Origin of the sequence: Actinopolyspora mzabensis, from assembly GCF_900101095.1 — a bacterium.
In the GTDB taxonomy this organism is placed as follows: Bacteria; Actinomycetota; Actinomycetes; order Mycobacteriales; family Pseudonocardiaceae; genus Actinopolyspora; species Actinopolyspora mzabensis.
In genome coordinates this window covers 99,366-111,464 of the sequence record NZ_FNFM01000010.1, presented here as the reverse complement: position 1 = coordinate 111,464, position 12,099 = coordinate 99,366, and the positions used below count along the sequence as shown (strand labels likewise).

Below are 12,099 nucleotides of genomic sequence, written 5' to 3'. Positions count from 1 at the left end.
GAGGGGCGGAATCAGGCCGCGGCGGCGGCCACGATCTCCTTGTCCGGTTCCCCGACCTCGAAGACCTCACCGGATTCGGCCCTGGCAACCAGGGAGGCGGGGGGCTCGAACCGGGCACCGTACTGTTCGGCCAGCTGCCGGGCACGCGCCACGAAACCGGGCAGCCCTCCCGCGTAACCGTTCATGTACTGCACCACGCCCCCGGTCCCGGCGGGGAAGCCGATCCCGAAGATCGATCCGATGTTGGCGTCCGGCACGGAGGTGAGCACCCCCTCGTCCAGGCAGCGCACCGTTTCCAGCGCCTGCACGAACAGCATGCGTTCCCGCAGATCGTGCAGCACGATCCGTGCCGGGTCGACCCCGTCCGTACCGAAGTGCTCGCCCAGTCCGCTCCACAGCCCCAGCCTGCTGCCGTCCTCGGAGTACTCGTAGAAACCGGCCCCGGAGGAACGCCCCTTGCGGCCGAACTCCTCGACCATCCGGTCCAGGATGGGATCCGCCGGGTGGTCGCTCCAGCTGCCGCCAGCGGCCTCGACCGCCCTGCGGGTCTCCTCCCGGATCTTGCGGGGCAGCGTGAGGGTGAGCTCGTCGTACAGCTGCAGCACCGGGGCGGGAAAGCCCGCCTGCGAGGCGGCCTGCTCGATCGAGGCGGCAGGTATCCCCTCGCCCAGCATCGCCACTCCCTCGTTGAGGAAGGTGCCGATCACGCGGCTGGTGAAAAAGCCCCGGCTGTCCTGCACCACGATCGGCGTCTTGTTGATCTGACGGACCACGTCGAAGGCCCTGGCCAGCGCCCGGTCACTGGTGCGCTCACCGCGAATGATCTCGACCAGCGGCATCTTGTCCACCGGCGAGAAGAAGTGCAGCCCGATGAAGTCCTCCGGCCTGCTCGCCCCCTCCGCGAGGTCGGTGATCGGCAGGGTGGAAGTGTTCGAGGTGAGCAGCGCGTCGCTGTCGACGTACTGCTCGGCCTCGGCGTAGACCCGGTGCTTGACCTCGGGGTCCTCGAAGACCGCCTCGATCACGAGGTCGCAGCCCGCCAGCTCTCGCGCCTGGTCGGTGGCGGTGATCCTGGCGAGCACGTCATCGCGTTCCCGCTCGGTGATCCTGCCCTTGTGCAGCGCCTTGTCCAGCACCTTGGCCGAGTACTGCTTGCCCTTCTCGGCGGACTCGGCGGAGACGTCCTTGAGCACGACCCGCATTCCCGCCTTGGCGCAGACGTAGGCGATGCCCGCCCCCATCATGCCGCCACCGAGCACACCGACCTTCTCGGCCGACCACTGCGGCTGCCCGTCCGGCCTGCTGCCACCGGAGTTGATGTGTTCCAGGTCGAAGAAGAAGGCCTTGCTCATGTTCTTCGAGGTCTGCCCGCACATCAACTCGACGAAGTAGCGTCCCTCGATGGTGAGGGCGGTGTCCACGTCGACCTGTGCGCCCTCCACCGCGGCGCAGAGGATGCTCTTGGGCGCGGGCAGATCGGCGCCCTTGAGTTGTTTGCGCACGTTCGCGGGGAACGCGGGCAGGTTGGCCGCGAACTTCGGATCGGAAGGGGTGCCGCCGGGGATCCGGAAACCCTTGCGGTCCCACGGCTGGCTCGCCTCCGGGTTCTCCCCGATCCATTCCCTGGCGCGACGCAGCATGGCGTCCCGGTCGTCGACTACCTCGTCGATCAGGCCCATCTCGCGCGCCTTCTCCGGGCGCAGCCGCTGGCCCTGCGTGAGCACCCCGAGCAGCGCGTCGGCTATGCCGAGCATCCGCACGGTACGGACGACGCCACCACCGCCGGGCAGCAGGCCCAGGCTCACCTCGGGAAAACCGAACCTGGCCTTGGGCGAGTCCAGCGCGACGCGGTGATGACAGGCCAGCGCGATCTCCAGCCCACCGCCGAGCGCCGTACCGTTGAGGGCGGCGACGACCGGCACACCGAGGGTTTCCAACCTGCGGAGCTGTTGCTTGGCGGTGGTGCTGCTCTCAGCGGCACGCGTCACGTTCTCGGGGCGCGCCTTGATCAGTTCCCGCAGGTCACCACCGGCGAAGAAGGTGCTCTTGCCCGAGGTGAGGATCACCCCGCTGATGTTCTCGCGCTCGTGCTCCAGCCGCTGCACGGTTTGTTCCATGGAACGCAGGTAGCGCTCGTTCATGGTGTTGGCCTGCTGCTCCGGGTCGTCGAGAGTGAGAACGACGACGCCGTCGGCGTCGGGACCCTCCCAGCGGATGGTGCTCTGTTCGCTCATTGATCCGTCCTTGGAAGCTGTTTTCGGAAGTTGCTCGGGTGGCCGGGGTGGAGTGCGGGAACCGCGCGTCCCGGAATCCGAGCGGAGTGGCCGAATCGGTCGCGGCTCGGCGGCCGGGATCCGGCGGCTTCGGGTGCTACTCGGTCACTCGTTCGACGATCGTCGCGATTCCCATTCCGCCGCCGATGCACAGCGTCGCCAGGCCGTAGCGTTGGCCGCGTCGTTCGAGTTCGTCGACGAGCGTGCCCAGGATCATCGCCCCGGTCGCGCCGAGCGGGTGCCCCATCGCGATCGCGCCGCCGTTGACGTTGACCTTCTCGTGCGGGACGCCGAAGTCCTTCATGAACTTCAGCGGCACGGCCGCGAACGCCTCGTTGATCTCGACGAGGTCGATGTCGGAGATGTCGAGCTCCGCCTTGCCCAGCGCCTTGCGGACGGCGGGCCCCGGACCGGTGAGCATGATCGTCGGGTCCGCGCCACTGAGGGCGGCGGAGACGATCCGGGCGCGCGGGCGCATCCCGCTGCGCTCGCCGAACCGCTCGCCGCCGATCAGGGTGAGCGCGGCGCCGTCGACGATGCCCGAGGAGTTGCCGGGCGTGTGCACGTGGTTGATCTTCTCGACCCAGTGGTACTTCTGCTGGGCGACGGCGTCGAAGCCCCCCATCTCACCGATTCCGGCGAACGAGGGTTCCAGACCGGACAGTCCCTCGACGGTGGTGTTGGGCCTGACGTGTTCGTCGCGCTCCAGGACGGTCATGCCGTTGCGGTCGCTCACGCCGACGACGGATTCGGAGAAGCGGCCGTCGGCCCACGCCTTGGCGGCGCGCGTCTGCGACTCGGCGGCGAAGGCGTCCACCGCGTCCCGGTCGAATCCCTCGAGGGTGGCGATCAGGTCGGCGCCGATTCCCTGCGGGACGAAGGACGTTTCCAGGTTCGTCTCGGGGTCCATCGCCCAGGCTCCGCCGTCGGTGCCCATGGGCACGCGGGACATGGATTCGACCCCGCCTGCCAGCACGGCGTCCTCCCAGCCGGAACGGACCTTCTGCGCGGCGGTGTTCACGGCTTCCAGCCCGGAGGCGCAGAACCGGTTGAGCTGCACCCCGCTGACGGTTTCGGGAAGTCCCGCCGCGAGCGCTGCCGCCTTGGCGATGTCGCCGCCCTGGTCGCCTACCGGTGTGACGACGCCGAGCACCAGGTCGTCGAGAACTTCCGGGTCCAGGTTGGGGTGACGGCGGCGCAGCTCCTCCACCAGCCCGACGACGAGGCTGATCGGCTTCGTCCCGTACAGCGCACCGGTTTTCTTGCCGCGACCGCGCGGGGTGCGGATCGCGTCGTAGACAAAGGCCTCGGACATGTGTGGGGTGCCTCCTCGTTGCGGCTTTCCTCCAGGGAGAGTGTGACACCAAGACTGTCACAGTCAATAGGATATATTCTCCCGGAACCGGCGGGGTGCGGTACCTGCTCGATCTCGGGCCGCCCGGAGCGAGAGTCGGCGGCGGGCTCCCCCGGACGGGCATCCCGCCGAGCCGACGGGAACCCCGCTCAGGCGGAGTCGCGCAGCAGTGATTCGACCGGACGAGCGCGGATGGCGGCGTCGAGCAGCTGCACCGTGTGTGCCATCGGCATTCGCTCCCCCTTGGCCCGCAGCGCCGTTCGGATCTGCATCGAGCAACCCGGGTTGGCGGTCACCAACAGGTCGGCCCCGGTGTCGAGCACGTTGTCGGCCTTGCGCGCGCCGAGCTCGGCCGCGGCTCTCGGACGCAGCAGGTTGTAGACCCCGGCCGAGCCACAGCACAGCTCGCCACGATTGATCTCGCGCAGTTCGAGTCCGGGAATCGTCCGCAGCAGTTCACGGGGTTGGGAACGGACGCCCTGACCGTGACTGAGGTGGCAGGCGTCGTGATAGGCGATCCGCACCGGCAGCGGACTCCGCGTCGCCACCGGCCCCAGCTCGACGAGCACCTCGGACACGTCGCGCACCCGCTCGGCGAACTCCGCGGCACGCGGGGCGTACCGCGGATCCGCCGCGAGCAGTCGGGGGTACTCCTTCATCGCCGAACCGCAACCCGCCGAGTTGACCACCACGTAGTCCACTCCGGCGGTGTCGAACGCGTCCAGGGTGGCCCGCGCGAACCGCTGGGCCTCCAGCTCACGACCGGAGTGCTCGCTCAGCGCGCCGCAGCACCCCTGGGCGGGCGGAATCACCACGTCGCAGCCCTCCGCGGCGAGCACCCTCGCGGTCGCAGCGTTGACGTCCGGGAAGAAGGCGTGCTGCACACAGCCGGTGAGCATGCCCACGACGGCTCGACGCGGCCCGGAGGCGGGCACACGTTCGGGAAGTGGTTCGGCTCGCCTTATCGGGGGTGCGAGCGACTCCATCGTGCGCACCTCGGCGGGCAGCCTGTTCAGCAGTCCGCTGCGCCGCAGCAACGTCCCGAGCCCGAGGCGCTGGTACAACGCCAAGGGGCCGCGCAACAGGCGCAGGCGGCGTTGGTGGGGAAAGAGCGCGAAGATCGCCGCGCGCCACCAGCGCTGCCACCTCCCGCGAGGATGATTGCGTTCCACCTGCGCACGGGTCTGGCTGAGCAGCGTGCCGTACTGCACCCCGGAAGGACAGGCAGTCACACAGGCCATGCAGCCCAGGCAGTTGTCGAAGTGCTCGACCATGCTCTCCGAGAGCGGCTCCCCGTCGAGGCCCGCCTCCATCAGGTGGATGCGCCCGCGCGGCGAGTCCATCTCCTCGCCCCACAGCTCGTAGGTGGGGCAGGAGGGCAGACAGAATCCACAGTGCACACAGTCGTCGATCAGCCCCCGCTCGGGCGGATTGAACACGTCGAACGCACCGTCCGGACCGGAACTCGCCGAGCCCTCACTCATCACTGCCCCCTGCTGTATCTCCGTTGTCGGCGCGAGAGCGCCGAACCACCACTCACGCGGTCGGCACCGCCGCGGGTTCTCTCGGCGGGCTCTCGCGAGGAAGGCCCGACGTTGTGTAGGTGCCTACCCGATGTCGGGCCTCCCCGGAGCGAGAGCCCACGAGGGGTTCCGCCACGGCACCCCCTACGGAGACCGAGCCGACAGTGCGACATCAGAGACCTCCCACGAAACGCCCGGGTGCTAGCCGGTACTCCGGGTCGAACTGCTCCTTGACCCGGCGCAGCAGGTTGAACACCCTCGGCTCCGGGGTCTCCCAGGGATCGACCAACTCCAGTACCGCGCTCGGCGCGCGCAGCACCGTGGTGTGACCGTGCAGCCGAGCGGTCGCGGCCCGCAACCGGGAGATCGCATCACCGGTCCGGGCGGCTCCGGCTTCGGCCGGAACACCGCCGAACAGCACACCGGCACCCGCCGAGCCGCGCACGGCCAGCGAGACCCCGGCCTCTCGTGCCGACCGCTCGGCGTGGTCCAGCAGCGACGCGAGCTCGGCCGGTTTCGCGGCGAAGCGCAGGCCGGTCGCCGTGCCGGAGTCGAACGGGTACTCGCCCCACCACGCCGGTGCGGCGTGCTCCACCCCGGCGGGAACGTCCAGCTCGGCCCCGAGACGCTCGGCCAGCTCCCGAGCGCGCTGCTCGGTCGCTCCCGGCATGCCCTCCAACTGCGCGCAGACCTCGAAGGGGGAGCCGGAGTCCGGCCGGTCGAGTTCGATTCCGGTGGGCGCGGCCTGCGAGGCACGCAGCGAGCGCACCGCTGCCGCCGCCGCTTCGGAGTGGGCCACGCGCAGCGTGACCCACCGGTACTCGGCCGCCAACGGGTGCAGCCGGAAGGTCGTCTCGGCGATCACGCCGAGGGTGCCGTAGGAGCCGGTGTAGAGCTTGCCGAGGTCGTATCCGGCGACGTTCTTGACCACCTTGCCGCCGGAAGCGGTGATCTCACCGTCGGCTCGAACCACCCGGACACCGATGAGCAGCTCCCGCACTGTCCCGAACGTCTGACGGGAGGGGCCCGCGGAGGCGGTGGCGACGATTCCGCCGAGGGTGGCGCCGGGCAACGGGTGGTCCACGGCCAGCTGCTGGCCCGCCGCCGCGACGGTTCGCCGGACCTGGGAGAGCGGGGTGCCGGCCGTGGCACGCAACACCAGGTCGCCAGCGGCGTGCTCCAGCACGGCCTCGGTGCCCGAGGTGTCGAGAACCAGGTCCACGCCGCTGGGCGCGGCACCCCAGTCCAGCTTGCTGCCCCCGCCGCGCGGCACTACCCGCAGCCGGTGCGCGGCGGCCACGCGCAGCACCTCCGCGATCTGCTCCGTGCTGTGCACCCGCGCCACCCAGCGCGGGGGCACTCCCCGCACCGCGTCGGCCGCCGTGGCCTCGTGCAGCTCGTCGTCGCCCAGCACGTCCGCCAGTTCGGCACGTGCGGAGTCCACGGTCCGAGAAGTCATCAGAATTCGTCCGCCAATCCGGCCTCGACGAGTGGGTGCGCGCCGCTTCGCGGTCCCGGCACCTCGCCACAGAGCCTGGGAGTCGGGAAGACCTTGCCGGGATTGCACACCCCGGCCGGATCGAACGCGCAGCGCACGTACTGCATGGTGTCCAGGTCCTGCGGGGTGAACATGCGCCCCATGTAACGGACCTTGTCCGCTCCGACGCCGTGCTCACCGGTTATGGAGCCACCGTGCTCGACGCACAGCTCCAGGATCGCGCCGGAGACCTCCTCGGCCCGCTCGGACGCGCCGGGCACGGAGCTGTCGAACAGCACCAACGGGTGCAGGTTTCCGTCACCCGCATGGAAGACGTTGGCCACCCGTACCCCGGATCGTGCCGACAACTCCGCTATCCGGCGCAGCACCTCGGGAAGCGCCGTCCGGGGGATCACCCCGTCCTGCACGATGTAGTCGGGGCTGATCCGCCCCACGGCGGCGAAGGCGGACTTGCGGCCCTTCCAGATCAGGGCCCGTTCGGCCTCGTCGGCCGCGCTCCGGATCTCGAAGGCGCCGTGCTCGGTGCAGTACCGCCTGACCTCGGCGAAGGTGTGCTCCACCTCGGCTTCCGGGCCGTCCAGCTCCACGATGAGCACGGCCCCGGCACCTTCGGGATAGCCGCACCGCACTGCCTGTTCCGCGGCGGCGATGGAGAGCTCGTCCATCATCTCGATGGCGGCGGGGGTGACTCCGGCGGCGATGATGGCCGATACCGCCTCGCCTGCCTCGTCGGTGGAGGAGAACCCGGCCAGCAGGGTTCGCACCTTCTCCGGTTGCCGCAGCAGTCGCACGGTGATCGAGGTGACCACCCCCAGCGTTCCCTCACTGCCGACGAAGGCGCCGAGCAGGTCGTAGCCGGGCGCGTCCCTGGCGGGAGCTCCCAGTTCGACGGTCGTCCCGTCCGGGGTCACCACGGTCATCGACAGCACGTGATTGGTGGTGAAGCCGTACTTCAGGCAGTGCGCTCCCCCGGAGTTCTCGGCCACGTTGCCGCCCACCGAGCAGACCTGCTGGCTGGAGGGATCAGGGGCGAAATAGTAGCCGTAGGGCGCGGCGGCCTTGGTGACGTCGAGATTGATCACGCCGGGCTCGACGACGGCCCGTTCGTTGTCGATGTCGAGCTCCAGGATCCGACGCATCCTGGAGGTGACCACCAGCACCCCGTCGGAGCGGGGCAGTGCGCCCGCCGAGAGCCCGGTGCCGGAACCACGCGCCACGAAGGGCACCCCGTACTCGGAGCAGGTCGCCACCGTGGTGGCCACCTGCTCGGCGTCGTCCGGCAACACCACCACGGCGGGAACGGAGCGGTGGGAGGACAGGCCGTCGCACTCGTAGGTGCGCAGCTGCTGCCGGTCGGTGATCACCGCTCCCTCGGGCAGCGACGCGCGCAGCCGCGCGACGCACCCCTCGACATCCGGTGGGCCCGTCCCCTCGCGCGCCGGGGGTGTCGCCTCCCCTTGCCGGGGGATATCGGTGGCGGACATCGGCGGACTCCTCACCTGGCCGTGCAACACGGAGCGCACCTGGCAATGGCGTGACGTGGACCATAGATCCGCGTGGACACCGACCACAACAGATCAACCGGGTGTGTTCGACACCACAACGGGAGTCTACGCGTAGTCACCGACTACTGATTCTGTGAACAGGCCACGAAATCCCGCACGAGCGCGATAAGGTCCGCCACGGACGAAGTCGATCTTTCGGGGGAACATCGTGGACGTTTCGGACCGCATCCAGCGGATGATGTCCGACTTCGAGCAGCAGGCCGCCAAGGCAGCCGAGGTCAAGGACCGGATGGGCGAGCTGCGCGGCACGGCACGCAGCGAGGACGGCAACATCGAGGTCACGGTCGCCCCCTCGGGAGCGGTGCTGGACCTGCGACTCGAGGCGGGGGCCGTGCGGCAGTCCCACACCGCACTGCAACAGTCCCTGTTGGACACCATCCGGCAGGCGACGCAGGACGCCGCCGCGCGAATGGACGAGACGGTGCAGCCGCTCCTCGGTGAACGGGCGGAGCAGTTCAAGCAGGCGTTCAACTCGCACGGCGCGCAGCCGGTGACTCCGGAGTCGGGTGGTGACGCGGCCGGCGGCGGCACGGCCACCGCGTCCACCGGTTCGACGAACGCTCCGCGAGGGCCCTCCGGCGCGGGTGGCAACCGCCCGGAGAGGGACGACGAGGACGACTTCTCCGACGGTTCTTTTCTGAGGTGATCTGCCGTTGTCCGCGAAACTGGGAGTGCGAACCGAGGCGCTCTACGCCTACCGCGACGGTTCGCAGCAGGTCGCGGGGCATCTGGAACAACTTTCCGAGGTAATTGAGCAGGCCAGGGTCAGCCATGACTGCTTCGGACCGATCGGCTACATGCTGGCGCGGGGCTACTTCAACTCCCTGCAGGAGTGCCGGGACTCGGCCTCGAAGGCCGGCCAATTCATGGACAACACCGGCAAGGCCGTCGCCGAGTGCGCCCAGAACTACACGGACACGGACGAGGCCGAGTCCGGCAAGATCGCCAAGATAGACCTGAGTGCCATGCGACCGAGTGGATCAGGGCCAGGAAGCTTGTCCGATGTGACCGGTGCCGGCGCGGACGAGGCGCGCAGCGAGATGGAGCAGATCGCGAGTTACGGCAGCTCCTGGGCCTCGGCATCCCAGAGCCTGGACCGGGCCGGTGATCCGCCGAGCATCGCGATCGCCACGGTCAACGCGCGTTCCGAGCAACTCAACGCGCTGACCAGCCCGGGCCAGGCGTTCATCGACAACGGGCTGGGCTTTCTCATCTCGATCGTGATCAGCCCGTTGGTGGAGCTGATCCTGGAACCGGCTGTGGGCGATCCGGCCCAGATGCGCGGCACCGGCAAGGGCTGGGCCGAGGTCGCGGACTGGGTCGACCGGCTCGCCGGGCACGAGGGAGAGCGCGCGCAGGCCACCGAAACCGTCTGGGAGGGGCAGGCGGCCGATGCCTTCCGCAACCAGATGGACGAGTTCGTCTCGGGAGCCAAGGCGCTGGCGACCGACATCCGGGGGATGAAGGAGTCGCTGGACCTCGCGGCTGATCTGTTCGACGCGTTCGTGGAGATGTGCATCGACATCATCCAGGAACTTGTGATCGGACTGATCGTCGAGTGGCTGGCGGCGCTGGCCGCCTCCTGGATCACGGCGGGGGCCTCGGTCGGCGCGGCCTCCGGGATGACCGCAGCACAGGTCGCCATCACCGGCACCCGCTTGGGCAGCAAGGTCGCCAACCTGTTCCACAAGCTCAAGCCCATCGTCACCAAGCTCGAGGACCTGCTGCAGAGCCTGCGCAAGGGGCCGTTGCGGAAAGTCGTCGACAATATGGACGACCTTCGTAACGGGAGCAAGCCCGAGCAATGGGTCGCACGCAAGATCGACTCCAATCCGATGAGCAAGATCCTGACTCGCGGCGACACCACGGAGATCCGCAACGCGGAACGCGCCTTGGAGGAGACGAGAGAAGCTGCGGCTCGTGGGGAGAAAACGGCAGCGGACGTTGCAGCTGCTCAACGCAGAGTCGACGAGGCGAGCATCTCCTCCACTACCGGTAATCGATTCGCCAACCAGGCCTCCACGGATGGTGAGGGAACCGTCGTAGCCCAAACGGACCGCAACGGAAACCAGAAGACGTCGTGGAGCGGTGACCTGAAGCCGGAGATGGAAAAGGCCACCGGAGAACGAGCCACGGCAGCCAACCTGGCACAAGCCGGGTTGAACGCGGCAGGGCTGGGCGGCGAAGCTCGGTGGCAGGACGCTGTGATCCACCAGGGGACCTCGGCTGTGGTCAACGAAGGCGTCGAGCAAGGAGTCAAACAGGGCTACGACGAGACCACCGAACGCACCTATGAACAGCGTCAGGCCGCGCAGGAACGCGGCTTCACCTGATTTCATCGACCGAGGAGATCGGATGAGTTCGTATACCCCGCTCCCCACCTCGCTGGCGGCACGCGCCACCTGGTGCCAACCCGACGAGACGATCCGCTGGGTGTTCGCACAGCGGTCGGTCCGTTACGACGTGACTGGGCTGGACATCACCGGCAGCCCACTCCCCGGTTGGGGAAAACGACTCGGGCAGGGAATCAAACAAGCCGCCGGAAGCGTCGGTGGTACCGCGCTGAAGGTCGGGGCCTCGCTTGCGAGTGGTGACTGGATCGGGGGCGACGACACGCAGCGAGGTGCCATCGCCCATGAACTTCCGGACATTACGGTGTTCGGGCCGGATCCGGAAAGCGAGGCAGCACGCCTACTGTCACAGCAAGAGGTGGCACGGCTGATGGGCAGCGAGGAAATCGATCTCGACAAACTGGCCGGAGACTGGATTCTCACCTCGCGGCGAGTGGCGATCCTGACACCGGTGAACGAGAACACCCACGTCTCGAACACTTCCGGCATGATGCGCGGCGCACTGTCCCGAGCGAGCAAGAGTATATGGCGTAAAGGCGACGAGGAAGGGAGGAGCAGAGACGAGCCGAACGGCTTGTCCAGTATCTTCGAACTCCCCGTATCGAACATCCATGACATCGCCGTGGCTCACAGAACACCGGTGGGAGCAGATCACGCGGAGCCTGGAAAGTGTTTCCGACTGACGCTCGGCGACGGATCGGGATTCGATTTTCACAAACCGGAACCAGCTGCCGAACACATGCTCGAGATGACCCGAGGAAAATCCTGAAATGTCGTTGAGCAAGGATTCACAAAAAGAAATAGACGAGATGGTGAAGCGATACGAATCTCTCGCTGCGAGCTGGCTGATGCCAGGGGAGGAACTGATCTGGCAAAAGCCCACCCCCACGGCACATGTCGCTTCGGTCATAGGTGGCCGTCTACAAGCCCCACATGCACCATTGAGGGACATTGACGTGGTCAAAGGGGACTCCTCCGAGTGGCGGACCCCCTCCCAGGTGGTAATCGAGGAAAGGTTCCTCGCCGACGAGTGGGCCGACGACCCCGCCATTCACTGCTGGGCTACCGCAGAACACCCCGAAAACGAGTCGATCCGTTTCGCCGACCATCTGGCTGCCGCACACGGTCATCCCGAGATGATCGCCACCAACCATCGGATAGCGCTGGTACTGGACACGAGCCTGATTATCGACGATGTTCAGGAGTCGGATTCGACTTCGGAAGGTCTGCTGGGGAAAGCGCGACGGGTGGCCCGGCAAGCGCAGGAAGCCGCGAGCGAACTGTCGATTTGGAACGGAACGAGCAAAATGATCTCATTCTATGAGATCGAAATCGACAGAGTGGAGAATTTCTCCTCATCCCACCTGGGCCGATCCATACCACGCCGCGAGTTCCTTAGGGTCGAGTTCTTCGACGGATCCAATACGATAATCGAATCCGGAGACTCCGACAAACACGCCCAGAAGCTGAATGAACTGATTCGCTAAAGCGCGGCCAGCCACAGGCATGTGCTACGACCAAGTAGCGTTATTGGC

9 protein-coding genes are annotated in these 12,099 nt (G+C 67.8%); 4 read left to right on the top strand and 5 right to left on the bottom strand.

Annotated features, from left to right (window positions below):
• Positions 1-11 precede the first annotated feature (11 nt).
• The 5 genes from BLR41_RS17280 to BLR41_RS17260 all read right to left on the bottom strand — a co-directional run bounded on the left by BLR41_RS17280 (position 12) and on the right by BLR41_RS17260 (position 8,132).
• Complete coding sequence (locus BLR41_RS17280) at positions 12-2,234, bottom strand: 3-hydroxyacyl-CoA dehydrogenase NAD-binding domain-containing protein (protein ID WP_092629941.1); 2,223 nt, start codon at positions 2,232-2,234, stop codon at positions 12-14.
• A gap of 136 nt (positions 2,235-2,370) precedes the next feature.
• Positions 2,371-3,588: an acetyl-CoA C-acetyltransferase gene (locus BLR41_RS17275; RefSeq protein ID WP_092629938.1), complete on the bottom strand. Its 1,218-nt coding sequence runs from the start codon at positions 3,586-3,588 to the stop codon at positions 2,371-2,373.
• A 188-nt stretch (positions 3,589-3,776) separates the two neighbouring features.
• Positions 3,777-5,111, bottom strand: coding sequence for a (Fe-S)-binding protein (locus BLR41_RS17270; protein WP_092629935.1), 1,335 nt, complete (start codon positions 5,109-5,111; stop codon positions 3,777-3,779).
• A gap of 211 nt (positions 5,112-5,322) precedes the next feature.
• Entirely contained in the window at positions 5,323-6,609 is a 1,287-nt protein-coding gene (locus tag BLR41_RS17265) for an FAD-binding oxidoreductase (protein WP_092629932.1), read from the bottom strand.
• Entirely contained in the window at positions 6,609-8,132 is a 1,524-nt protein-coding gene (locus BLR41_RS17260; RefSeq protein ID WP_092629929.1) for an FAD-linked oxidase C-terminal domain-containing protein, read from the bottom strand. Before BLR41_RS17260 ends, BLR41_RS17265 begins: the two co-directional genes overlap by 1 nt.
• A gap of 229 nt (positions 8,133-8,361) precedes the next feature.
• Between BLR41_RS17260 and BLR41_RS17255 the strand changes: the two genes are divergently transcribed.
• From BLR41_RS17255 to BLR41_RS17240, 4 genes are read left to right on the top strand one after another with little or no spacing between them, the layout of a single operon-like run.
• Positions 8,362-8,859 carry a YbaB/EbfC family nucleoid-associated protein gene (locus BLR41_RS17255; protein WP_092629926.1) on the top strand — a complete coding sequence of 166 codons (498 nt, stop codon included), beginning with the start codon at positions 8,362-8,364 and terminating at the stop codon, positions 8,857-8,859.
• 7 nt (positions 8,860-8,866) lie between these two features.
• Positions 8,867-10,546 (top strand): WXG100 family type VII secretion target, encoded by a 1,680-nt coding sequence (locus tag BLR41_RS17250; RefSeq protein ID WP_176798036.1) that lies wholly within the window; start codon positions 8,867-8,869, stop codon positions 10,544-10,546.
• Between the two features lie 22 nt (positions 10,547-10,568).
• Positions 10,569-11,333, top strand: coding sequence for a hypothetical protein (locus tag BLR41_RS17245; RefSeq protein ID WP_092629923.1), 765 nt, complete (start codon positions 10,569-10,571; stop codon positions 11,331-11,333).
• Position 11,334: 1 nt separating this feature from the next.
• A complete protein-coding gene (locus tag BLR41_RS17240; protein WP_143013117.1) occupies positions 11,335-12,051 on the top strand; it encodes a hypothetical protein in 717 nt (238 codons plus the stop codon).
• The last annotated feature ends 48 nt before the right edge of the window (positions 12,052-12,099 follow it).